Origin of the sequence: Kitasatospora sp. NPDC051702, assembly GCF_040681575.1 — a bacterium.
Taxonomy (GTDB): Bacteria; Actinomycetota; Actinomycetes; order Streptomycetales; family Streptomycetaceae; genus Kitasatospora.
Genome location: NZ_JBFAZB010000035.1, coordinates 61,702 through 84,761, shown reverse-complemented (window position 1 = coordinate 84,761; position 23,060 = coordinate 61,702). Strand labels below are relative to the sequence as shown.

At 74.5% G+C, this 23,060-nt stretch carries 17 protein-coding genes; 8 read left to right on the top strand and 9 right to left on the bottom strand.

The window, feature by feature from the left end:
- Positions 1–110: 110 nt before the first annotated feature.
- Positions 111–440 carry a CU044_2847 family protein gene (locus AB0N04_RS26240; protein WP_360214737.1) on the top strand — a complete coding sequence of 110 codons (330 nt, stop codon included), beginning with the start codon at positions 111–113 and terminating at the stop codon, positions 438–440.
- Between the two features lie 33 nt (positions 441–473).
- Positions 474–5,090 carry a tetratricopeptide repeat protein gene (locus tag AB0N04_RS26235; protein ID WP_360214735.1) on the top strand — a complete coding sequence of 1,539 codons (4,617 nt, stop codon included), beginning with the start codon at positions 474–476 and terminating at the stop codon, positions 5,088–5,090.
- Between the two features lie 474 nt (positions 5,091–5,564).
- Here AB0N04_RS26235 and AB0N04_RS26230 read toward each other — a convergent pair whose 3' ends face one another.
- Positions 5,565–7,208: an MFS transporter gene (locus tag AB0N04_RS26230; protein WP_360214733.1), complete on the bottom strand. Its 1,644-nt coding sequence runs from the start codon at positions 7,206–7,208 to the stop codon at positions 5,565–5,567.
- A gap of 282 nt (positions 7,209–7,490) precedes the next feature.
- Here AB0N04_RS26230 and AB0N04_RS26225 point away from each other — a divergent pair, with 282 nt between their 5' ends.
- Positions 7,491–9,107 (top strand): proline-rich domain-containing protein, encoded by a 1,617-nt coding sequence (locus tag AB0N04_RS26225; RefSeq protein WP_360214731.1) that lies wholly within the window; start codon positions 7,491–7,493, stop codon positions 9,105–9,107.
- A gap of 230 nt (positions 9,108–9,337) precedes the next feature.
- Positions 9,338–9,958, top strand: a complete 621-nt coding sequence (locus AB0N04_RS26220; RefSeq protein ID WP_360214729.1) for a phosphatase PAP2 family protein — start codon at positions 9,338–9,340, stop codon at positions 9,956–9,958.
- Positions 9,959–10,043: 85 nt separating this feature from the next.
- Here the strand turns inward: AB0N04_RS26220 and AB0N04_RS26215 are convergent, their stop codons facing one another.
- The 4 genes from AB0N04_RS26215 to AB0N04_RS26200 form a co-directional block, all read right to left on the bottom strand.
- Entirely contained in the window at positions 10,044–11,126 is a 1,083-nt protein-coding gene (locus AB0N04_RS26215) for a mechanosensitive ion channel domain-containing protein (protein WP_360214727.1), read from the bottom strand.
- Positions 11,127–11,461: 335 nt separating this feature from the next.
- A complete protein-coding gene (locus tag AB0N04_RS26210; protein ID WP_363365384.1) occupies positions 11,462–11,857 on the bottom strand; it encodes an SsgA family sporulation/cell division regulator in 396 nt (131 codons plus the stop codon).
- Positions 11,858–12,032: 175 nt separating this feature from the next.
- On the bottom strand, positions 12,033–12,401 hold the full coding sequence (locus AB0N04_RS26205; protein WP_360214723.1) for a PRC-barrel domain-containing protein: 369 nt from the start codon (positions 12,399–12,401) through the stop codon (positions 12,033–12,035).
- Positions 12,402–12,519: 118 nt separating this feature from the next.
- Positions 12,520–12,957 carry an SRPBCC family protein gene (locus AB0N04_RS26200; protein WP_360214722.1) on the bottom strand — a complete coding sequence of 146 codons (438 nt, stop codon included), beginning with the start codon at positions 12,955–12,957 and terminating at the stop codon, positions 12,520–12,522.
- 270 nt (positions 12,958–13,227) lie between these two features.
- Here AB0N04_RS26200 and AB0N04_RS26195 point away from each other — a divergent pair, with 270 nt between their 5' ends.
- From AB0N04_RS26195 to AB0N04_RS26185, 3 genes are all read left to right on the top strand, one after another.
- On the top strand, positions 13,228–14,148 hold the full coding sequence (locus AB0N04_RS26195) for a SigB/SigF/SigG family RNA polymerase sigma factor (protein WP_360214720.1): 921 nt from the start codon (positions 13,228–13,230) through the stop codon (positions 14,146–14,148).
- Between the two features lie 129 nt (positions 14,149–14,277).
- Positions 14,278–14,697, top strand: a complete 420-nt coding sequence (locus AB0N04_RS26190; RefSeq protein WP_360214718.1) for an STAS domain-containing protein — start codon at positions 14,278–14,280, stop codon at positions 14,695–14,697.
- A gap of 132 nt (positions 14,698–14,829) precedes the next feature.
- Complete coding sequence (locus tag AB0N04_RS26185) at positions 14,830–15,288, top strand: ATP-binding protein (protein WP_360214716.1); 459 nt, start codon at positions 14,830–14,832, stop codon at positions 15,286–15,288.
- Positions 15,289–15,322: 34 nt separating this feature from the next.
- Here AB0N04_RS26185 and AB0N04_RS26180 read toward each other — a convergent pair whose 3' ends face one another.
- From AB0N04_RS26180 to AB0N04_RS26165, 4 genes are all read right to left on the bottom strand, one after another.
- Complete coding sequence (locus AB0N04_RS26180) at positions 15,323–15,862, bottom strand: SUKH-4 family immunity protein (protein WP_360214714.1); 540 nt, start codon at positions 15,860–15,862, stop codon at positions 15,323–15,325.
- A 125-nt stretch (positions 15,863–15,987) separates the two neighbouring features.
- Positions 15,988–17,616 carry a hypothetical protein gene (locus tag AB0N04_RS26175; protein ID WP_360214712.1) on the bottom strand — a complete coding sequence of 543 codons (1,629 nt, stop codon included), beginning with the start codon at positions 17,614–17,616 and terminating at the stop codon, positions 15,988–15,990.
- 284 nt (positions 17,617–17,900) lie between these two features.
- Positions 17,901–20,132, bottom strand: a complete 2,232-nt coding sequence (locus AB0N04_RS26170) for a discoidin domain-containing protein (RefSeq protein WP_360214710.1) — start codon at positions 20,130–20,132, stop codon at positions 17,901–17,903.
- A 220-nt stretch (positions 20,133–20,352) separates the two neighbouring features.
- Entirely contained in the window at positions 20,353–21,591 is a 1,239-nt protein-coding gene (locus AB0N04_RS26165) for an ROK family transcriptional regulator (protein ID WP_360214708.1), read from the bottom strand.
- 164 nt (positions 21,592–21,755) lie between these two features.
- Here AB0N04_RS26165 and AB0N04_RS26160 point away from each other — a divergent pair, with 164 nt between their 5' ends.
- Complete coding sequence (locus tag AB0N04_RS26160) at positions 21,756–23,060, top strand: sugar ABC transporter substrate-binding protein (RefSeq protein ID WP_360214706.1); 1,305 nt, start codon at positions 21,756–21,758, stop codon at positions 23,058–23,060.

Genomic DNA, 23,060 nt, shown 5'->3' with positions numbered 1-23,060 from the left:
GGCCCCGGAAGCCGGGGCGGCGAGCTCTGCGAACAGCCGCCGCCGCTCCCCGCCCGGCGCTATCCTGCGGTCGTCGAGCCGACACACCGTATCGTCAACCGGGGGTCACCATGCCGGAGTTGCTTCGCTTCCAGGGTCCGGACGACTCCTCCCTGATCGTCGAGGTCGAGGACGACTCGCCCGGCATCGAGCTGGTCTCGCGGTCCGCGGAGGGCATCGCCGAGGCCGCGCACCAGCTCGACGACGCGCTCACCGCCTGCCGGCCCACCATCGAGTCCGTCCTGGCCGCGCTCAAGCACCTCAGGCCCGAGCAGATCGAGGTCTCCTTCGGCATCAAGCTGAACGCCGAGGCCGGCGTCGTCATCGCCAAGACCGCCGCCGAGGGCCACTTCGACGTCACCATGAGCTGGCGGTCCGCGCCGGCCGCCGACGAGAGCTGAGGGGCGGGAGCCGGGGGCGGGCGGGGTCGCGGCATGGCGCTCAACCCGGCCCGCGCGCCCTGGGTGGTCAGCATCCAGCCGCACGGGCGGAACCTCCCGGAGGGCGGCGGCACCCTGATCACCGACCGCCTGCTGCTCACCTGCGCGCACGTCGTCGACCCGGGCACCCCCGCGGCCGCCCCGACCGCACCGGTGCTCGTCCGCTTCCCGTTCCTGCCGCCGCACGAGCCGATCCCGGCCCGGGTGATCCCCGACGGCTGGCACCCGCCCCGGGAGTGGACCGGCGACATCGCGGTGCTGCGGCTCGACTCCCCCGCCCCGCCCGGTGCCGAGCCCGCGCCACTGCGCCGCACCGACGCCGACGTCTTCGGCCACACCTTCCGCTCGTACGGGTTCCCCGCCGAGCACAAGGTCGGCGGGGTGCCGATCCGCGGCGAGATCGTCGGCTACGCCGAGGGCGACTGGCTCCAGCTGGAGTCGACCGCGCAGACCGGCTGGGCCACCGAACCCGGCTTCTCCGGCGCCCCGTTGTGGAACCACACCCTGCAGGGCGTGATCGGCGTGATCGGCCGGCGGCAGAAGCCCGGCCGGGCCGACCGCCGGGTGGGCTTCGCGCTCTCCCTGGACCCGGTCGTCCGGCTCTGGCCCCCGCTGGGCCCGCTCGTCCGCGACGTCTCCGCGCAGGAGCGGCGCGAACGCCTCGCCCGGCTGCTCGCCGTCCCGCTCGCACCCAGCGGCGAACTGCCCCGGCTCGACCAGGTCGACCGGCACGACCTCGGCGTCAGCGAGTCCGTCTACACCGCCAACGGCTACGAGCCCTACGTGCAGCGCCCCACCGCGGACCGGGAAGTGGACGCGGCCCTCGCCGCCGGCGGCTTCGTGCTCGTCGTCGGACGGTCCAAGGCGGGCAAGTCCCGCACCCTGCACGAGCGGCTCGCCCGCGCCCACGGCGAGGCCCGGATCGTCGTGCCCAGGCGCGGCCGGCGGGACCTGGAGGCGCTCACCCGGGGCGCCCTGCCGCAGTCCGCCGGCCGGGTCGTCGTCTGGCTCGACGACCTGCACCACTACCTGCTCTCCGGGGCGCTCGACGCCCACGGGCTGGAGCTGCTGCTCCGCCACGACCCGCCCTGCCTGGTCGTCGGCACCCTCACCCACCGCCACCGCGAGGAACTGACCGGCCTGGACAACGAGGTCGGCCGGGCGACCCGCGAGGTGCTGCGCCGGGCCAGGGTGGTCCACCTGCCGCACGAACTGTCCGAGGAGGAACGGCGCAACGCCTCCGAGCTCTACCCGCAGGAGGACTTCTCGCTGCGCGGCATCGGCGAGATGCTGGTCGCCGCACCCGCGCTGGAGGCCCGCTTCGAGGCGGGCCTGGACAGCTGCCCGGAGGGCTGGCTGCTGGTCCGCGCCGCCACCGACTGGGCGCGCATCGGCGCACCCGTCCCACTCGACGAGCCCGCCCTGCGCGAACTCTTCGACCGGTACCTGCCGCACTTCCCCGCGCTCGACCTGGACCCGGGCGAGGAGCGGTTCCGCAACGCGCTCGCGTGGTCCCGCGACCGCGCCCAGGCGGGCATCGCGCTGCTCGTGCGGGCCCGGCTGGACGGCGGTCAGGGCGGATACCAGGTCTTCCCGTACCTCGCCGAGTACGCCGACGCCGCGCCCGGCGACGCCGCCGTCGCCGACCCGGCCTGGGAGACCGCCGCCCGGCTGCTCACCGCCCCCGAGGACCTGCTCACCCTCGGCATGGTGGCCGCCGTGCGCAACCGCCCGGACGTCACCGAGGCGCAGCTGCGCCGGGTCGTCCGGGAGGACCAGGACGAGGAGCTCACCGGCGCCGCGGCCCTGCTGCTCGGCACCACCCTGATCTACCGTCGGGAGTTCACCGAGGCCGAGACGGTGCTGTGGCACGCCGCGGACTCGGGGCTGCCCAGCATCTCCGAGCTGGCCCAGGGCGAACTGGCCACCCTCCTCTCGGCCCGCGGCGAGCACGAGGCGGCCCGGGCACTGCTGGAGCGGGCCGTGACCGCCCAGGACCCGGACGTCTCGCTGCTCGCCCAGATCGGACTCGCCGGCGCGCTCTGGCAGTCGGGGGAGGTCGAGCAGGCCGAGCGGATGCTGACGGCCGTGCTCGCCCACGGCGTCGAGGAGATCCCGCCGCAGGCCACGGCCCGGCTCGGGCAGGCACTGGTCGGCCAGGGCAGCGCGGCCGTGCTGACCGACGCGCCGGGCGTCGGCACGCCCGAGTACGGGAAGCGGACCCCGGCGCTGCGCGGCACCCCCGCCGGTGAGCCGCCCGCCGACCAGCCGTGGAGCCTGTCACGGGCCGTCGGGTCCTCCGTCGGCTCGTCGATCAGCGGCATGGCGCGGGCCGGCCTCGGCGGCATGCTGGTCCTGCGCGGCGAGCTGGACCGCGCCGAGGAGCTGCTGCGCTCGGTGCTCGCGGACGGCAATCCGGAGGCCCGGCCGATCGCCCGGGCCGCCCTGGGCGAACTGCTGATCGTGCGCGGCGACCACCGGGGTGCGGCGGAGCTGCTGGAGGTCGCCGTGGCGAACGGCGGCCCGTGGCTGGAGCCCGGGGCCCGGGTCTGCCTCGGCATCGCCCGCGTCCTGCTGGGCGAGACCGAGGAGGGCCTCGCGCACCTGCGGCAGGTGGCCGGCTCCGGCCACCCCGACCGGGGCCCGGAGGCGATGGCCGTCCTCGGCCACTACCGGCTGGCGGACGACCCCGACGACGCCGCGCACTGGCTGCGCCGGGCCGTCGCCAGCGGCCACCGGGACTGGAGCCTGATGGGCCGGGCCGGGCTGGCCTGCCTGCTGTACACCCGGGACGGGGACGACGAGACCGCCTGCGAGCTGCTGGCCGACGTGGTCGCCACCGGCCACCGCGACCACGCGCCGCACGCGGCCGACCTGCTCGGGGACGTCCACGCGCAGGAGGGCCGTCGGTCGCCGGCCGCCCGGGCCTACCGGACCGCGATCGCCTCCGGTCACCACGCGTGGTCCTGGCAGGCCCGGGTGGACCTGGCGCTGCTGCTCGTCTCCGGGATCGGCGACGCCGGGCCCCCGGCCGTCGACGGGGGCGACGGCGGGGCCGACGAGGGCGAGGCGGACGGCTCGGGCCTTTCCGGTGGCCTCGAACTCCCCTACGGCGCGGGGGAGTCCGCCGTGCCGGAGGGCCTGGTCACCGACGCGGACGTCGCGGAGGCCCTGGCCCTGCTCGCCGAGACGGCCCGCTGCCCCCACCCCCACCTCGGCCCGCAGGCCGCCGACCTGCTCGGCGACCTCCTGACCGCCCAGGAGCGCTGGGAGGAGGCCGTCGACGCCTACCGGCGGGCCGTCGCGACGGACCACCCGGAGTGGTCCCTCGTCGCCCGCATCGACCTCGCCGTCCTGCTGGTGGACCTCGACCGCCCCGAGGAGGCGGAGCCGCTGCTGGTCGAACTGGTCGCCTCCGGCCACCCGGTGGCCGCCGGGATCGGCACGGCGCTGCTGGGCGTGCTCCTGGTGCTCACCCCCGGCCGCACCGCGGAGGGCGTCGCCCACCTGCAGAGCGCCGTCGACACCGCCGTCGGCCCGGCCCTGCAGCTCGCCCGCTTCCACCTGTCGATCCGGCGGATCGGGGCCGGGGACGACGCCGGTGCCGAGGAGTTGCTGCGCGCGGTGGTCGAGGACGAGCCCTCCGACGTCACCGGGTTCGCGCGGGCCCGACTCGCCGCGCTGCTGCTGGCACGCGGCGACGGGCCCGCGGCGGCGGACCTCCTGGTCGACCCGGAAAGCCCGGACGGCCCGGACGGCCCGGACGGAGCCGACGGCCCTGACGGTGCGGGCGGTGCGGGCGGTGCGGGCGGTGCGGGCGGCACGAGCGACCCGGTCTCCGCCCACGTCGCGGCCGGGGAGCTGCTGCTGGAGGTCGGCGAGACGGAGCCCGCCGTCCTGCTGCTGGAGGCGGCACGGGCCCTGCCGCCGGGCCCCGACACCCCCCGCGCGACGGCCCTGCTCGGCATCGCGTTCCGCGCGCTGAACGACACCGTCCGCGCCCGGGACGTCCTGACCGAGGCCCTGGAGACCGCCGATCCGCCGCTCCACGACCTGGTCCGCCGGTACCTGGGCAGCACGCTGTTCCGCCTGCGCGAGTTCGCCCGCGCCGAGGAGGTGCTGCTCCCGGTCGCCGGGTCCCTGGACAGCCCACACCTCCCGGAGGCGCTGCTGCTGCTCGCCCGGGTCGTCGACAGCGTGCCCGGCCGGGAGGAGGACGCAGCCGGCTGGTTCGAGGCCGCGATCCGCTGCGGCGACCCCGACGCCGCCGGGCGCGCCCGCGCGGACTACGCGGTGCAGCTGCAGCGCCGGGGCGAGGACGCCCGCGCCCTGGAGGTGCTCGCCGCGGCCGCCCCGGAGCCTGCCGCGGTGCCCGCGGAGCCTGCGCCGGCCGTCGGCTCCGGAGCGGCCCCCGGGGGCGCCCCCCTCGCCGCAATCGCGAAGCCGACGCCGGTGCCGGCCCGTGGGCGCCCCGCCCTGCCCGGTGGCGACCTCCCACCGGACGACGCGCTCCCGCCCGCCGTCCTGCTGCTCCTGGCCGAGCTGGCCGACGCCGAGGACGAACCGCTCGAAGCCGCCTACTGGCGCACTCGCGCCGAACCCGGCCGCTAAGCCGGCCCGTCCGGACCCGAACGACCGCCTGCCACCTGGACGTTCACCGGCCGCGGCCACCCGGGAGGGCGCTCCGCGGGCGCCGCCGGACGGCCGGATGGAGCCCGAAGAAGGGCCCGCCATCAAGAAGATGATGGATTGTCATGACTGAAACAGCGCCCGGATGGGCATAACGCCGTCAGCCCACCGATGGGCCCGGCTGGCACTCCCCCACGAGGCCAACCGGACCCTGGCCGGCGACCGGGCCTGGACGTGACTCCCCCCACGGAGTGGCGACCAGGCCCGCATGCTGTTCAACCAGCGACACGCAGCGTACATGCCATATCAACGTACCGCTACTGCGCGGTGCCCCGACCGGGACCTCCGACCCCACCCGACGGACGGTTTCGGGACACACCACCGGTGCGCCGCCCGGGCGGCCCCGGGCACGGAACCGCAGGTGACGGCGGAGTACGGGCACCCCGGCCGACGGGTTCAGCCGGTCGCGCCGCCGTCCGGATCCGGACGGCGGCGCCCACCGGCGCGCGCCCGTCCGGCCGGGCGCTCCGACGGCAGGTGACGGGTGAACAGCAGCGCGCCCGCCGTGATGCAGGTGCACCCGAGGATGGCCGCCTTGAGCCCCTGGATCTGTGCGTCCTGGTAGTGCTCGACCAGGACGGCCGCCTCCTCGGGCGGCAGCCCCGGCTGCTCCGCCAGCGCCGCCGCCACGTCGTCGGCCGGGACGAAGGACAGCCCCGCCTCGACCTTGATCCCGACCTGCTCGGCCACGGCCGTCGAGACCCGCGGGTCCTCGGCGATCAGCGTGGTGACGGAACTCGCGACCGCACCGACCAGGATCGCGCCGATCAGGGCCGTCCCCAGCGAGGACCCAAGGTTCTGCGCCGTGTACTGCAGGCCGCCGGCCTCGCTCCGCTCCTCCGACTCCACGCTGGACTGCACCGTGTTGCCCAACTGGGAGGCGAGCATCCCCATACCGAGGCCCAACAGGGCCATCGACGCGGCGAACGAGGCCCCGTGCAGCTCCGGCCCGATGGTGGTGATCAGCCACAGGGTGGCGGCGAACAGGACCAGCAGCCCCGCCCGGACGACGGTGCGCGGCGAGGCGATCCGCAGCAGCAGGGTGCCGCACATCGAGGCGACGAGCATCGCGGCGGACACCGGCAGCAGCTTCAGCCCCGTCTCGAAGGCGTCCAGGCCCTGGACGACCTGGAGGTAGAGCGGGATCACGAAGAACAGGCCCAGCAGGACGGTGTTCTGGTTGAACAGGGTCGCCAGGCCCGAACGCAGCGTCCGGTTGCGGAAGAGATCCAGCGAGACCAGCGGGCTGAGGCCCCGGCGCTCGCGCCGTCGTTCGTACCGGCCGAAGGCGTACACCAGCACGCCGCCGAAGCCGATGACGAACAGCGTCGGCGCGAACCCCAGGACGGTGAACGGCGGATTGCGGGGTTCCACCCAGCCCCAGGTGCCGCTCTGCAGCACCGCGAGGACCATCAGGGCCAGGCCGCCGGCGGACAGCACCACGCCGCCCGCGTCGAGCCGGGGCCGCTCGGCCGGGTCCGGCTCGTTCGTCGGCTGCGGCACCCAGCCCATCAGCAGCAGGATCACCACCACCAGCACCACCTCGCCGGCGAACACCAGCCGCCACGTCAGGTAGGTGGTGACCCAGCCGCCGAGCAGCGGGCCCACCGCGATGCCCGCGCCGGCGAGCCCGCCGATGACGCCGTACGCCACGGCCCGGTCGCGCCCGGTGTACGAGCCGGCCACCAGCGCGGCCAGGGCGGGCAGGACCAGGGCCGCGCCGAGGCCCTCGATCACGGACCAGCCCAGCGCGAGCACGCCCACCGTGGGCGCCACCGCCGTCAGGCCCGAGCCGATCCCGTAGACGACCATGCCGACCACGAAGACCCGCCGCCGCCCGAACATGTCGCCGATCTTGCCGCCGGTCAGCATGAAGGCCGCCATCACCAGCGTGTACAGGGTGATGACGGCCTGGATGGCGGTCACCTCGGTGTCGAAGTCCTCGACCAGCTGGCTGATCGACACGTTCATCACCGAGGCGTCGAGCACCATCAGGAACTGGGCGATCCCGAGCACGATCAGGGTCTTCCACCGGTTCACTGCGCCTCCCGGCCGTCCGGTGCGGCAACCGGGGCAGAGCGCCGGACCGCATGCCGCCGATGCTGCCAGCTACCGGGCGTCCGCGCCTTCCGGGCGGTGGACGCCTCCGGGTGCGGGAGCCGGCGCGCACCCGCGCAGCGGTGAGGCCCCCCGTACCGGGGTCACCCCAGTGGGGTAGCCCTGCTCGCCGAACGCCGCGCACCGTCCTTGGCTGGTGCAGTGGCGCCTCCTCTCCCGGCGCCGCCGTACCACCCGGGCCGTCCAGGACGAGGAGCACCGCCCATGCCGCCGACCGAGCCGGACCAGCCGCCGTCCGACGAGCCCCAGCCGGGCCGACCGCAGGCCGGCGAGCCCCAGCCGGGTCAGCCCCAGCCCGGCCAACCCCAGCCGGACCAGCCGCAGGCCGACCGACCGCAGCCGGGCGAGACCGTGCCCGGCGGGCCGCAGCCGGGGCAACCGGCACCGGGCCGGCCCCAGCCGGGCCGTCCGCAACCAGCACAGCCCCAGCCGGGCGGCGCCGAGACCGAGGAGCTGGCGACGCTGCACCGCCGCGTCGCCCAGCTGGAGGCCGACGCCCGGGCCAGACCCCAGCACCACCGGCTGCGCACCACCGGTTCGGTCGTCCTGGCGATCGTCGCCTCCCTGCTGGCCCTGCTCTCCGTGATCGCCGTCTGGGCGCACGACGAGATCACCGACACCAACCGGTTCGTCTCGACGATGGCACCCCTGGCCAAGAACCCGGACGTGCAGAACGCGCTCGCCAACCGCATCACCACCGCCGCGACCGACCAGATCGACGTCAAGGCCCTCGTCAACGACCTCTCCCAGGCCGCCGCCGAACAGGGCGTGCCGCCCAAGCTCGCCCAGCTGCTGGGCGGACTGACCGGGCCGCTGGAGGGCGCGCTGACCAACCTCGTCCACAGCGCCGCCGAGAAGGTGGTCACCAGCGACGCCTTCGCCACCGTGTGGCAGGAGGCGGTGCGCGCCGGGCACGCCACCATGGTCAAGGCGCTCACCGGCCAGGGCGGCGGCGCGGTGCAGCTCAAGAACGACGAGGTGGTGATCGACATCGGGCCGATGGTCGACCGGGTCAAGACCTCCCTGGTCGACGCCGGCTTCGCGCCCGCGAGCAAGATCCCGCAGGTGCACACCGACTTCGTGGTCTTCTCCTCCCCCGACCTCGCCAAGATCAAGGGCGGGTTCCGGCTGCTGGAGATCCTCGGCCGCTGGATGCCGGTCATCACGGCGCTGGTCGCCGCCGCGGCCGTGCTCACCGCCTTCAACCGGCGCCGCGCCCTCGTCGGCACCGCCCTGGGCATCGCCGCGGCCATGCTGCTGCTCGGCATCGCCCTGACCGTCTTCCGCTCGTACTTCCTCGACCACCTGCCGTCCGACGCCTCCCCGTCCGCGGCGGCCGCCGTCTACGACGCCCTGGTGACCTACCTGCGGACCGGGGTCCGGGTGGTCGGCTTCCTGGCCCTCGTCGTCGCGCTCGGGGCGTTCTTCATCGGCCCCTCCCGCGCCGCCGCGACCGTCCGCTCGGTGTCCGGGCACGGCGTCGCGGCGCTGCGCTCCTCCGCCGACTCGGTGGGCTTCCGGGGCGGCCCGGTGGAGCGCTTCGTCCGCCGCTACAAGCGCTGGACGGGCGTCGCGATCCTGGTCGTCGCCGCCGTGATCTTCGCCTTCTGGGACCACCCGACCGCCATGGTGGTGTTCTGGTTCGCCGTGGTGGTGCTGCTGGCCTTCGCGATCCGCGAGTTCCTCGCCCCGGCCTACCCCGTCACCCCGGCGCCGCCGAAGGCCTCCGCACCGCCCGCGCCCCCGGCGCCGCCCGCTCCCCCGGCCGGTCCCGCCGGTCCCGGCGGTCCGGTCGGTCCCGCCGGGAGCGCCTCCGCCTGACCGGGGGGACGGGTCCACCGTCCGGCGCCGGCCGCGCTCCGTCGACCGGCCGGCGCCGGTGGCACTCCGTCGACCGTCCGCGCAACCGCACGCGCACCGCGCGCGTCTACGGCGCTGTAGACGTTCACTCCCCAGCCGACTGCCGTTAACCTGAACGACCGGCCGGGGAGAGGACCCGTTCGCCACGGCGGCCCGCCAGCCGCCCGCACCCTTCGGAGAACAGCGCACCCATGACCACTCCCGCCCAGCTCGCCGCCCTCGACGGCGCGGGCATCGACGGCAGCCTCTACACGACGGTCACCGACTTCGCCCGGCACACCGCGTGGCTGAACGGCCCGATGACCGCCTACACCAGCTACGGCATCGGCCTGTTCGCGCTGTTCATGCTGGCCGGCTGGTGGACCGCCCGCCGCGGGAGCGACCGCGTCATGGCCGCCGCGCTCGCCGCACCCGTCGCCGCCGTCCTCGCCTACCTCGCGAACGACGCCATCAAGAGCGTCTTCACCGAGCCCCGCCCGTGTCGCGCCCTGCCGCACGACTTCCTCCTGGAGGCCTGCCCCGCCCCCGACGACTGGGCCTTCCCGTCCAACCACACCACCGTCGCGGCCGCCGTCGCCGCGGCGCTCGTGCTGGTCGACCGCCGGCTCGCCGCCGTCGCCGCGCTCGCCGCACTGCTGATGGCCTTCTCCCGGGTCTACGTCGGCGCCCACTACCCGCACGACGTCGGCGTCGCGCTCGTCACCGGCGCCCTCGTCTCGCTCGCGGTGACCGCCGCGGCCCGCAGCCTCGCCGCACCGGCGGTCGGCCGGCTGCGCGGCGGGGCGCTGCGCCCGCTCCTGCGGGCGGCCTGACGCCCGGCCCGCCCCCGCCGTCCGCACGCCGGTGCCCGGCCGCTCCCGACGGGTAGCAGGCCGGGCACCGGCGTGCGCGGCCCCGCTACGAGGTGTCGCCGCGCCGGGGCGCGGGTGGCCGCCGCGCGGGTGCCTGCCGCGCGGGCGCCTCCGCCACCGGGAGGCGGGGCAGCGCGTAGGGGTGGTGGTCGCGCAGGTAGCCGATGAGGTGCTCGCGCAGACGGCAGCGGAGCTCGAACGCGTCGTCGGCGTCGGCCGCCGTGGCCAGCGCCCGGACGACGATCGTGGTGGGGGTGGTGTCGACGACCTGGAGGGCGCTGCCCCGGCCGTCCCACAGCTCGCTCTTGGCCAGGAACTCCTCGAACTCCTCCCGCAGCAGGCCCACCGGGGCGTGGTGGTCCAGGTGCAGCAGCGCCGTCCCGGTGATCCGGCTGGAGCGGCGGGACCAGTTCTCGAACGGCCGGCCGACGAAGTAGGACATCGGCATCACCAGCCGGCGCTGGTCCCAGGTCGCGATCACCACGGCCGTCAGGGTGATCTCCTCCACCGTCCCCCACTCGCCGGCCACCACCACGACGTCGCCGATCCGGGCCAGGTCCCCGAAGGCCATCTGGACCCCGGCGAAGACGTTGGCGAGCGTGCTCTGCGCGGCCACGCCCGCCGCCACGCCGACCAGCCCCGCCGAGGCCAGCAGGCTCGTCCCGACGACGCGGACCACCGGGAAGGTCATCAGGACGGCGCCCAGGGTCGCGACGGCGACGATCGCCTGGCCGATCCGGCCGAGCAGGCTGGCCTGCGTCCGGGCGCGGCCCGCCCAGGCCGGGTCGCGCCGGTGCACGGCGAGCCGGACGGCGCCGTCCACGAGGAGCACCACCAGCCGGGCGCACAGCCACCCGCCCGAGGCGATGGCGAGGATCACGCTCAGGTGCCGCAGGCCCTCGCGGGCGGCGGGCGGCGCGTCGATCCAGGGCTGCGCGGCGGCGAGCAGCAGGCACCCGGTGAGCGCCAGGACGGGCCGGCGGCACCTGCGCACCGTACTCAACACGCCGGTGGCGCTCCCCGGAGCCTCCAGGCGCCGCGCCACCACCCGCGCCAGCCGGTCGAGGCCGTAGGTGACGAGGGCGGCTGCGACGCCGACGACGGCGAGGCGGAGCAGACTCCACCACATCTCTCCTGCTCTCCTTCCCGCTCTGGTTCCCGCTCCGGTTCCCACGTCGGCGGTGCGGGCGGCTCGCCCGGCTCGGGCGGCTCGGGCGGCTCGGGCGGGCGGCTCAGTCGGGCGGCTCGGGCACCCGGGGACGGACCGGTTGCGGCGTGTCCGGGCCACCGGGCCCCGGGGCCGGATCCGGCGGCGGCACCGGCGAGCCGGGCGGCGCCGGGGGGTCGGGCACCACCGGAGGGCCGGGCGGCCGGGTCGGTGCCGGGGGCTCCGGGGGCGGCGGCGGGAGGCCGGGCTGGGCGGGTGCGACGGTCATCGGGTGTTCCTCTCGGTGGTGCGGCGGGTCAGGCGGCCAGCAGGTCCGCCAGGCCCTGGTCCCAGTCGATCCGGGTGTGTTCCGACCCGGGCGGGACGACCCGGGCGGTCGCGGCCAGGAACCCGTCGACCGCGTCGACGGAGGCGGCGAGCAGGGCGATGCCCTCGGCGCCGGCGAGCGCGATCAGCACGCGGGTGTCGTCGAACAGCTCGATGTGCACGTCCCCCTCGCCCGCGGGCGCCCGCAGGCCGGCGATGAGCAGGTCGCGGGAGAGCGTCCACACCGAGCCCGCCTGGTAGGAGCCGAAGTCCAGGTCCACGGTGTGCGGGGCGTCGGCCCGGAAGGACCAGTCGACGTCCAGGTCCCGGCTGCGTTCGTCGCCGGTCATCAACCGCATCGTGATCCGGGCCGTAAGACGTTCCATGGAGTGGGTTCCCCTTTCCCGGGTTCCGCCGGTCCGGGGCGGCCACGGACTCCCGTGACCGTCCCGGACCGGCCTTTCATTTCCGGCGCGTCCGGCGGGCCGCGCCGGGCGGGTGTGGCTCGTGGGCTGTGCATGCGGTCGTTCCGCGCGCCCGGCGCGCGTCACCGCTCCTCGATCACATGATCCGACCGCCGTAGAAGGGGTCGTAGTAGGCCCCGAAGCGTGCGCGGCTGTCGGCCTCCTGCTCGGGGCCGTCCTCGTCGATGTCCGGGCTGTTCTTGATCTCGTCCTTGGACCGGTCGACGTAGACCCGCTGCTCCGCGATCTCGATGCGCGTCACCGTGCCGGCCGGGAGCAGCACCCGCCGACCGAAGATCCACGGGCCGGTGTCGACCACCAGGTACTGCTCACCGACCACCTCGGACAGCTTGTCGACCTTGCCGATCGAGCCGTCGGTGGCCTCGACGTGGAAGCCGATGAGGTCGGTGCCGGCGGTGTGCCCGGCGGCGGTGCGGAACTCCCAGATGTCACGGCGCTCGGTCATGACTGCCTCCGTTCGTCTCCTCGCGGACCGGGCCGCCCTCGGCGGGCCCGGTGTGTCGTGACGGCTCGGCTGCCCCCGATCCCGCACTTCATGCCACCCGACTTCCGACGGCCCGGCCTCAGTCGCCCTGCGGCCCGGCCGCGGCCCGCTCGACGTGGTGCTTGAAGTCGTTCAGGTCGTCGATGACCCGGCGGTCGACGAAGCCCAGCGCTTCCGCCAGGTGCTCCCAGATCCCGTGCGGCTCGATCTCCAGCTGGAGCATCACCCGGGTCGTCCGGTCGTCCACGTGGTGGAAGGTCACCACGCCGCTGTGCCGCACCTCCCCGGCGCCGCCGTCCCAGGCCACCCGCTCGCCCTCCACCACCTCCGTCGTCACGGCCTCGAACTCCCGCCGCCCGCCCGCCGTCTCGACCACCCAGCTGCTGCTCCCGGGGCCGGACACGTCGACGCTCACCACGCCCCGCATGAACTGCGGGAAGTCCTCGCACCGGACCCACTGCCCGTAGACCTCGTCGAGCGGCGCCGCCACCTCGACCGACTCCTCGATCCGCCCCATCGTCGTCTCCTCCTCATCGGGAAACCGCTCCCCGCGGCCGCCGCCGACGCGACGGCCCGCGCGGGTCCGGGTGCCCCGATCCCCGCCCGGCATGCACGGAGCGCAGCGGCACCGTCACGCCCGCGACCGCCCGGCGCCCACCGCCCGCCCGGGCGTCCCGCCATGCACCCGCCCGATCGTCCACACACAATCCTCACACCCGGAAGACGCATGCCTCCGGCCTCGGCGGGTACCCAGGGACGGACCGTACGCCGAGGGGAAAGGACCGACATGGCCACGACCAGTGACGAACTCCTCCACCGCGTGACAGCCCCGGCCGGGAACGAGGCCCCCGCGGTCGACGTGCCCGGCGTCGCCGGATCCGGCGCCCGGGAACTCGCCGTCGCGCCGGAGCTCGCCGGGATCGAGGACCCGCGCAAGGTCGCACCCGCCGACGCGCGCGAACTGACCCGGGTCCTGCTGGCCCGGCTCGCCACGCTCGAGGAGGGCACCCGCGAGTACTCCTACGTGCGCGGCACCCTGATCGAGCTCAACCTGTCCCTGGTCCGGTTCGCGATCCGGCGCCTTGGCAACCGTCAGGAGCCTGACGAGGACCTGCTGCAGGTCGGCTCGGTCGGCCTGATCAAGGCGATCGACCGCTTCGACCCCGACTACGGCGCCGAGTTCACCACCTTCGCCCTGCCGACCATCCTCGGCGAGATCCGCCGGCACTTCCGCGACACCACCTGGGCCGTGCACGTGCCGCGCCGCCTGCAGGAGCTGCGCATCGACCTCGCCAAGGCGCGCGACGTGCTGGTCCAGCGCCTCGGCCGCGCACCGACGGTCCGTGAGCTCTCCGAACACCTCGACCTGTCCGAGGAGGAGGTGATCGAGGGGCTCGCCGCCGCCAACGGCCACACCGCGGGCTCGCTCGACTCCCCCGCCATCGAGGGCGAGGAGGAGGCCAGCCCGCTCGCCCAGCGCCTCGGCCTGGAGGACACGCGGTTCGCCACGATCGAGAACCTGGTCGTCCTCAAGCCCCTCATCGCCGCCCTCCCGGAACGCGACCGGCTCATCCTGTCCATGCGCTTCGGCGAGGAACTCACCCAGTCCCAGATCGGCGCCCGCCTCGGACTGTCCCAGATGCACGTCTCGCGCCTCCTCAGCCGCACGCTGAGGAAACTGCGCGAGGACCTCACCACCAGCGCCTGAGCCGGAACGCGGTGCGAGAAGCACGCCCGACGCTGCGCACGTCACCCGGGGCCTGGCCGAGCCCCGGGTGACGTGCGTAGGCTCGTGGAGCACACCCGTGGAGGGGACACGACGACGATGCCAGCCGAGATGACGATGCCTGCAGAGAACGAGTCCACGACCGTGCCGGTCGCCGGCCACTACCAGCCGAAGGCCCTGTCCGAACCCGACCTGGACGTCCGGACCTGGCACACCGACGACCGGGCGGCCGTGTGCGCCCTCGCGGGCGACCTCGACATCGAGACCCTGGCGCCCGCCAGGGCGGCGCTCGACGACCTGCTGCGCGGCCACCCGCCGCTGCTCGTCGTCGACCTCGGACGGGTCGACTTCTGCGACTCCTCCGGCCTGAACCTGCTGCTGCAGTCCAGGATGGCGGCCACCACCGCGGAGGTGGAGTTCCGCCTCGCGGCCCCCTCGGCCACGGTGCTCCGGCTGCTCGAACTGACCTGCGCCGACACGGTGTTCTCCATCCACCCGACCCTCGACACCGCACTCACCGCACCGCTCTGACCGGCCCGCTCCCGATCGACACCGGCCCCCCCCGGGGACGGAACCGGCCCACGACACGCATAATCCGTCAGTGACCGGGAAACCGAGCAGGCAACACGGACCACAGCGCCGACTCCGAAGGGGCCCCCGCACATGACGACGAGCCGGGCAACCCTGGACGACGACCGTCCGGACGCCGGCCCCACGCTGCCACCCGGCGGACAACGCCGGCGACTGCACCTGGCCGGGCTGCCCAAACCCGTCGCCCGCGCCAGGGCGTTCACGGCCCAGGCCATCGCCGACTGGTCGTGGCCGACGGACGCCGATGGCGCCGACGACATCGTCCTGCTCGTGGCCGAACTGGTCGCCAACGCCATGCTGCACGCCGGCGGCCCCGTGTTCCTGCTCCTCGACGCCTCCGAGACCCGTCTGCGCATCGAGGTCGCCGACGGCTCGACGACCCTGCCGGAGCCCCGCGTGCCCCACCGCCCCGGCCTGCCCGGCGGCCACGGGCTCTTCATCGTCCAGAAGGCCGCCACCCGCTGGGGCGCCGTCCCCCACGCCGACGGCAAGTCCGTCTGGGCCGAGATCGACGCCCTCCCCACCCCCTGACCCACCCGCCCCCACCGGCGGGTCGCGGCGGGGGCTAGAGGTCCTCGCCCAGCAGGCGGTCGAAGACCATGCTCCACCAGCTGTCCGGTTCGGCGAACGCGCGAGGGTCCTGGGCGGAGAGGTAGGTGCGGAGCTCCCGGGTGTACTCGTCCATCTGCTCGTCGGTGACCTTCCTGATGTGCTCCAGACGCAGGCCGACGCGGTACAGGAACTCCACGAAGTCCGCGAGCGTGCTGTTCACGACCTCGGCGGCGGGCTCCTCCCCGAGCGTCAGGAGGATGACGTAGCCGTCCTCGAGGTCGAGGCAGTACCGCATGTCCGTCGCCCCGGTGGGACCACCGAGGCACAGGACCTGCACCACCTGGTCGCCGGTGTCGATGGGCACCATGGAGAACGCCGACGGCTCCCCGGGCACGTCGAGGCCGAAGATCACGTCGAGCCGCGCCGGCAGACCCGTCCCCGCCAGCGTCTCCACGTCCGCGCCCGCGATCCCGTGCCGGACGGCCTCCCCACGGTCGAGCCTGATCACCCCCTGCGGGCTGAACAGCTCGGCGAGTTCGGCATGCGTGGCCACGGGGCTCCTCGGTGGGTGGGAACGGTTCTGACAGGGGCGGTTGTGAAGACTACGCGGTGAGTCCGCCGAGCCTGAGCACCTGGTACCAGGGACACCGGGAGGTGGGGAGGTGGTTCTTGCCGCCCCTACGGGGTGGCGGGGGTGGACGCGGTCGACGGGGTGGTGGGGGGTGTCGGGGAGGGGGTGGTGGGGGCGGGGGCGACTTGGAGGCCGGTGATGTGGCCGTCGGCGGTGAGGAAGTACTGGAGGCCCGCGTAGCCCGGGGTGACGAGGATGCCCTGGGTCATCTTCGGCAGCTGGCTGGAGCGGGCGAGTTCGGCGCCGCTGCCGGCGTCGCGCCACACGACCTGTTCGGTGGTGTACTTCTTGAGGCCCTGGAAGAACTTGACGGGGATGTCGGTGCCGATCAGGACGCGCTGGTTCGTGGGGCCGAGCAGGGTGGTGAAGCTGAGCGTCGTCTGGTCCTGCGTCCAGGCGACCGACAGCGTGCCGTTCGTGAGGTCGAGTCCGGCGAGCTTGCCCGCGCCCGCGTCCATCGCGTAGACCCGGTTGTTCTCGGGGTCGACCGAGACCATCGACGGGATGAAGCTGTTCTTGGTGCCGCTGTCGGCGAAGGGCTGGACGTTCGCCACCTTGGTCGAGTCGCTCTGGGAGACGGCGACCACGCTCATCGGGGTCGACGTCGGTTTGCCGCCGTTGGTCATCGCGACGACGTAGTCGTTGATGACGGCCATGGCGGAGGCGGCCGTCTGGCCGTTCTTGAGGTAGGGCACCGGCCCCCAGCTGGGGTCGGGGGCGAAGGCGGCGTTCTGGTAGGTGTAGCGGTAGAGCTTGGTGGCGCCGGGCAGGTAGATCTCCTGGGTGCCGTTGAGCGTCGCGGTGGTGATCCGCCCGCCCATCATCTCGGGCAGGGTGACCTGGGAGACCACCTGGAGGCTCTTCGGGTCGATCGCCACCATGACCGAGGGCGGTGCGGACGTCGGGTCGGGGCAGTTCAGGAAGGCGCTGAACCCCTGCTCCGTGCAGCCGGGTTGGCGGTTGACGGTCTTGGCGACGATGGTGCCGTCGGGGAGCGCGTCGTAGCCGTTGTAGGCGGTGTCGCGGGGGGCCGACTGCCCGGTGGGGAGGGTGGTGCGGGCGAGGACGTCGCCGGTCGCCGGGTCGATCCGGGCGATGTGGTAGCCGTAGATCACCACCAGGCTGCCGTCGGCGAGGACGTTCAGGACGCCAGGGTAGTTCCATTCGTCGGTCGCGTTGGTGTTGATGAGGACGCTGCGCCAGACCTCGTTGTAGGTGCCGGGTTCGACCCGGGAGACGAAGGAGCCGGAGGCGCCCGGGTCGTCGCCGTAGCCGCCGCCGTAGACGTAGAGCTCGTCGGGGCCGCGGTCGACGATGTTGTACGGCGTGGCGTAGACCTGCTGCGAACTGTACGCGTACACCTGGTTCCCGGACGGCGCGCCGGTGTAGTGCGCACAGCCGTAGCGGTGCGTCCGGTTGGAGTCGTGCACCTCGAAGGCGGCGATGGTCGGGTACCAGGGGGCGTTGCCCTCCTGGGCGGCGCAGGACCGCTCGTCCTGGACGAGGGCGGGGTCGCCGACCAGCGGGCCGCCGGCGGCGGTCTCGTCGGCGGGCGGGGAGCTCCCGTGCGATCCGGCCGGGCGCGGCGCGGAGCCGGAACTGGAGCATCCGGAGAGCCCGAGGAGCACGGCCATGACGGCGGCGGCCAGCCGCGGGAGGGACGACCGGATGCGCAAGGGGGCTCCTGGAGTCGGATCGGGGTGCCGGTGTGCGGCCCGTCCGACACCTGGCCGCGGACCAGGCTCGCAGCGCGTCCGCGGTCGGCCGCACCGACACGCCGGGCCGCTCACCCGTGCGGGCGCGACGGCTGGCGCGGCGGCGGCGGTCGCGCGGAGGGCGCGCGGAGGGCCCGGGACGGCACGGGGCCGGGGCCGCCACCGGGTGGTGGCGGCCCCGGCCGTACCGGGCTCCTCGTCCGGGCCGACCGACGGCAGCCCGACCGACGGTGCGGGTGCCGGCCCTACGGGTAGGCCACCACGGTCGACGGCGTGGTGGAGGTCCCGGAGGTGGCGGCGCCGGTGCCGTCGATGACGTGGTTGTACTGGCCCTTGCCGCCGAGGGAGACGACCAGCAGGTCGTGGAACCGGACGCCGGCACGGGTCGGCGCCTCGAAGCCGTGGTCCATGCGGATGGTCGGGTCCACGTTGAAGTAGCAGTAGCTGCCGAGGCCCCAGCCCTCGTGGACGGTCACGTTGTCGTCGACCTTGTAGGCGGCGTAGCCGAGGGTGGAGCCGTTCTGGATCGAGGCCTGGTCGGGGGCGTCGTAGGCCTTCTCGTTCTGGAAGAAGACGGTGCGGCCGCGTTCGCCGGACCACTCGACGTCGTACTTCTTGAAGTGTTCGACGAACAGCCCGGTGCCGAGCACGTCGGCGCCGCGGACGACCAGGCCGTAGTCGGCGGGGTTGACGTCCCAGCCGACGCCGGTGCCGTGGTCGGCCCGCCAGATCCAGGTGTGGTCGACGATCACGTTGTTGCTGTTGACGACGATGCCGGTGGTGGTGGCACCGGCGCCGGCGCCGCCGACCCGGACGAACACGTCCTGGAGGGTGGTCGGGTCGGTGGCGTGGTTGCCCTTGGCCCCGTCGGGTCCGACCTGGACCAGGACGGAGGAGCGGACCGGGCCGGCGTCGACCAGCAGGCCGGCGAGCCGTACGCCGTCGACGTCGCCGACCTGGACGGCCGTCACCCCGTTGTCGGGCACCAGGGTGGCCAGGCCGAGGCCGAGCACCACGGTGTCGGGCCGGGTGACGGCGATCGGCCGGTCGAGGTGGTAGACGCCGGGGGTGAACAGCAGGTCGAGGCCCTGGGCGAGGGCCGCGTTGACGGTCGCCGCGGTGGCGCCCGGCTTCACGACGTAGAAGTGGCTGAGCGGGCGCGACTCGCCCTGGGGGGTGCCGTCCCAGGAGACGCCGCGGGCGTCGGTGCGCTTGGCCGGGACGAACACCTTGTAGTCGGCGCCGTCCAGGTAGAGGAAGGGCTTCTCGCGGGAGATGGGTGTGGTGTCCAGCGTGGTGTAGGGCGGGTTGGGGAAGCTCTGGGCGGGCGCGCCCTGGACGCCGGAGAACACCTGGTTCCAGACGCCGTTGGTGAATCCGCCGATCGCGCTGTCGCGGGTGTACCACTGCTGCTGGGAGTAGTTGCCGACGCTGCCGTCGATGCGGCTGTCGGCGATGTAGCCGCCGCTGGCCCAGCCGTAGCCGGCGGGCGAGAGGTCGAGGCCGCCCTTGACGTGCATCCGGCGGAACGGGGCCGCCTGGGCGACGGCCCAGCGGTCGGTGCCGTTGACCGGGTTGAGGGCGAGGTTCTCGGCGGAGCGCCAGAAGTTCTGGGTGGCGTTGCCGTTGAACCAGCCGGCGTCGACGGTGACGTCCCCGTTGACGGTGGTGTCGTCGGGTCGCAGGCCCAGGCCGGCGATGGAGGTGTAGAACCCGAGCTGGACGTTGAGGTTGCCGCCGTAGGTGCCGGGCTTGAACAGCAGTGCGTAGCGCTCGGAGCCGAACTGGTTGGACTCCTGCTGCTTGAAGACCCGGTCGACGGTGGCCTGGATGCCGGGCGTCGACGGGTCGAAGACGAGCACGTTGGGCCCGAGGTCCCCGCCGCCCTGGACCGGCGGCACGTCGGAGGTGCCGACCTGGAGCTCCCACAGCGAGTAGCCCCAACCGGTGCCCCGGGCCTGGCCGTTCAGGCGGAGGTAGCGGCCGCTGCCGGTGACCGGGATGGTCTCGGTGCCGCCCTTGCCGCTGGTGGTGCCGTACAGGGTGCGCCAGGAGGAGCCGTCGTCCGACACCTGGATCTGGTACGAACTCCCGTACGCCGTCTCCCAGGCGAGGACGACCCGGCAGACCTGGCGGACCGCGCCGAGGTCGACCTGGAGCCACTGGGGGTCGGCGAAGGCGGAGGACCACCGGGTGCCGGGGTCGCCGTCGACGGCCGCGCCGGCCGGCGTGCCCGCGTTCTCGGTGCTGGAGGCGGTGGCGGGCCGGCCCTTGGCCGCGTTGTCGGTGCCGCAGTCCGCGCCCGCGGCAACGGGGGCGGCGGCGGAGGCGGCACCGGCGGCCGGGGAAACGGCGGCGGCCGGGTGGGCGGGGGTGGCGGCGGCCGGGGAGGGCACCGCCAGGGCTGACGCGAGGAACACGAGCAGGCCCAGGACGGCGCCCGGCAACGGGCGCCGGCGTGCTGAAGAATGCCTCATCGGCATGTCCCTTGGTGAGGTGGGTGGGGGTGGCCGGTGGCGCGCGGCCGCGGCACCGGCCCTTGGGCGGGCTCACCGGGCCACGGCGATGGGGGTCCACCGGCGGGACGGGTCGGGGGATCGCCCGGGCCTCTGGTCCGGGGACCGTCCCTGACGGGGAGTCTCCGGCCGCCGCAGCGCACTGTCAACCCGTCCCGCCCCACTTTCGTCATGGCGTGAACTATGCGCTGGCATCGGAGAGATGCGAACGATCCGGGGTCCGCCCGCCGGAATCCAGGAAGTCCGACAGCGGCAGGGTGGCGGCCCCCATGGTCACGGCCTCCGGCCCAAGGGTCCCGAGCACGATCAGGGCGTGCTCGTACGGGAAGCGCAGCGCGTACCCGGTGGCGGCGGCGCGGATGCCGGGGAGCAGCCGGGGCCCGAGCAGCAGTCCGGCCCAGCCGCCGATCACGATCCGCTCCGGGTTGAACAGGTTGACCAGGTCGGCGATCCCCGCCCCGAGGTACTCGGCGGCCTCGTCCAGCAGTCCGACGGCCGCCGGCTCCCCGGCCTCGGCCGCCGCGAGCAGCGCCGCCAGCCCGGCCTTCTCGTCGCCCGGCGGGGCCGCGCCCCAGCGTTCGACGAGGGCCTCGGCGCCGACGTAGGCCTCCAGGCAGCCGCGGGCGCCGCAGCGGCAGCGCCGCCCGCCGACGTGCACCTTGGTGTGCCCCCACTCCCCCGCGCTGCTGCTCGCCCCGCGGTAGCGCGCGCCGTCGGCGATGACGCAGGCCCCGACGCCGGAGCCGAAGAGCGCCACCACCGCGTGCCGGGCGCCGCGCCCGGCGCCGAACCACATCTCGGCCTGCCCGAGCGTCTTGGCGCCGTTGTCGACGAACAGCGGCAGCGCGGTGCCGGCGCGCAGCAGGCGGCCGAGCGGGACGGCGTCCCAGCCGACGGTCTGGCCGTGCACGACGACGCCCAGCCCGTCCGTGCCGGGGGCGCCCTGGTCGACGATGCCGGGCACGCCGACGCCGACGCCGAGCACCGCCCCGGGGGCGGTGCCGGTGCGTTCGAGCACGTCGGCGAGGCCGGCGAGGATCAGCTCCGCCACGTGGCCGGCGTCGCGGCCCCGGTCGGTGAGCGGCCGGTCGCTGGCGGCCAGTTCGGTGCGGGTCAGGTCGAACAGGCCGACCCGGACCTGGGTCTCGCCCACGTCGACGCCCACCAGTCTGGCCCGGCCGGCGGCGACCCGCAGCATGGTCCGCGGACGGCCGCCGTCGGAACCCACCGAGCCGCACTCCTCGATCAGGCCGTCGGCCAGCAGCTCACCGGTCACGTTGCTGACGGAGCCCGCGCTGAGCCCGGTGAGGGCGCCCAGCTCCTGCCGGCTGAGCGGCCCGTCGAAGTACAGCCTCCGCAGCACGGTGGACCGGCTGCCCCTGCGCAGGTCGCGCACCGTGTTCCAGCCTCGCCCGGTCACGGGCACCCCTCCTGACGATCAGTCACCGATTGTCCGATCCCTTGACGCGTGGCGACCCACGGCCTTTAAATCACGCCGTGAAGTAAGCCGCTGCACAGCGTACTTCCCTTCGTCTCCGGATCGCATTCCCTCCCCCGAACCCGTCCGAGAGGGGCGCCACCATCATGCCCATCAGCCGCACGGCCGCGGCCGCCTCGCTGGCCGCCGCACTGGTCCTCACCGCCACCGCCTGCGGCGGCCAGGGCGCCGGCGACAACAGCAGCCCCACCGCGCTCACCTACTGGGCGTCCAACCAGGGCACCAGCCTGGACGACGACCGCCGGGTCCTGGAAGCCGAGTTGAAGAAGTTCGAGCAGCAGACGGGGATCAAGGTCAAGCTGGAGGTCGTCCCCTGGTCCGACCTGCTGAACCGGATCCTCGCCGCGACCACCTCCGGCCAGGGGCCCGACGTCCTCAACATCGGCAACACCTGGTCCGCCTCCCTGCAGGCGACCGGCGCCCTGCTGCCCTTCGACGCCGCCGCCCTCGACCGGACCGGCGGCAAGGACCGCTTCCTGCCCTCCGCACTCGCCTCCACTGGCGCCGCCGGGCAGGACCCGGCGGCCCTGCCGCTCTACTCGATGGCCTACGGCCTGTACTGGAACAAGCGGCTCTTCGCCGAGGCGGGCATCGACCACCCGCCCGCGACCTGGGAGGAGCTGGTGGCCGACGGGCACCGGCTCACCTCCGGGGACCGCTACGGCCTCGCCCTCGAGGGCGGCAACGTCTCCGAGAACGTCCACCACGCCTTCACCCTCGCCAAGCAGCAGGGCACCGACTTCTTCGACGCGTCCGGCCGGCCCGCCTTCGACAGCCCCGGCGCGGTGGCCGCGGTCAAGCAGTACGTCGGACTGCTCGGTACCGAGAAGATCGCCGCCCCGGGCAACGCCGAGTACGGCAACAACCAGTCCGTCACCGACTTCGCCACCGGCCGGGCCGCCATGCTGCTGTGGCAGTCCGCCGGGGCGAACCTCGCCTCGCACGGGATGAAGCCCGAGGAGTACGCCGTCGCCCCCGTCCCCGCGCCCGCCGGCGCCGCCGGGGCCCGGGCCACCACCTCCATGGTCGCCGGCATCAACCTCGCCGTCTTCCGCAACAGCCACAACGCCGACGGCGCGCTGAAGTTCGTGAAGTTCCTGACCGGCACCGAGGAGCAGGTCCAGCTCAACCGGGCCTACGGCTCGATCCCGCCGGTCAAGGAGGCCCAGGCCGACCCGGCCTTCGCCACGCCCGAGCTCAGGACCCTCGCCGACGTGCTCAGGACCAGCTCCGCGCCGCTGCCCCAGGTCACCGAGGAGAGCCAGTTCGAGACCCTGGTCGGCACCGCGGTGAAGAACCTGATGGGTGCCGCCGCCGCGGGCCGGCCCGTCACCGACGACACGGTGCGGGCCGAGCTCGGCAAGGCCCAGCAGCAGATGCCGGCCCGCTGA

What these genes read in the sequence shown, in the direction of transcription:
- AB0N04_RS26200 (WP_360214722.1), bottom strand. Translation starts at nt 12,957, where the DNA reads ATGGGGCGGATCGAGGAGTCGGTCGAGGTGGCGGCGCCGCTCGACGAG.
- AB0N04_RS26170 (WP_360214710.1), bottom strand. Translation starts at nt 20,132, where the DNA reads ATGAGGCATTCTTCAGCACGCCGGCGCCCGTTGCCGGGCGCCGTCCTG.
- AB0N04_RS26220 (WP_360214729.1), top strand. Translation starts at nt 9,338, where the DNA reads ATGACCACTCCCGCCCAGCTCGCCGCCCTCGACGGCGCGGGCATCGAC.
- AB0N04_RS26190 (WP_360214718.1), top strand. Translation starts at nt 14,278, where the DNA reads ATGACGATGCCTGCAGAGAACGAGTCCACGACCGTGCCGGTCGCCGGC.
- AB0N04_RS26235 (WP_360214735.1), top strand. Translation starts at nt 474, where the DNA reads ATGGCGCTCAACCCGGCCCGCGCGCCCTGGGTGGTCAGCATCCAGCCG.
- AB0N04_RS26205 (WP_360214723.1), bottom strand. Translation starts at nt 12,401, where the DNA reads ATGACCGAGCGCCGTGACATCTGGGAGTTCCGCACCGCCGCCGGGCAC.
- AB0N04_RS26225 (WP_360214731.1), top strand. Translation starts at nt 7,491, where the DNA reads ATGCCGCCGACCGAGCCGGACCAGCCGCCGTCCGACGAGCCCCAGCCG.
- AB0N04_RS26210 (WP_363365384.1), bottom strand. Translation starts at nt 11,857, where the DNA reads ATGGAACGTCTTACGGCCCGGATCACGATGCGGTTGATGACCGGCGAC.
- AB0N04_RS26160 (WP_360214706.1), top strand. Translation starts at nt 21,756, where the DNA reads ATGCCCATCAGCCGCACGGCCGCGGCCGCCTCGCTGGCCGCCGCACTG.
- AB0N04_RS26195 (WP_360214720.1), top strand. Translation starts at nt 13,228, where the DNA reads ATGGCCACGACCAGTGACGAACTCCTCCACCGCGTGACAGCCCCGGCC.
- AB0N04_RS26240 (WP_360214737.1), top strand. Translation starts at nt 111, where the DNA reads ATGCCGGAGTTGCTTCGCTTCCAGGGTCCGGACGACTCCTCCCTGATC.
- AB0N04_RS26185 (WP_360214716.1), top strand. Translation starts at nt 14,830, where the DNA reads ATGACGACGAGCCGGGCAACCCTGGACGACGACCGTCCGGACGCCGGC.
- AB0N04_RS26215 (WP_360214727.1), bottom strand. Translation starts at nt 11,126, where the DNA reads ATGTGGTGGAGTCTGCTCCGCCTCGCCGTCGTCGGCGTCGCAGCCGCC.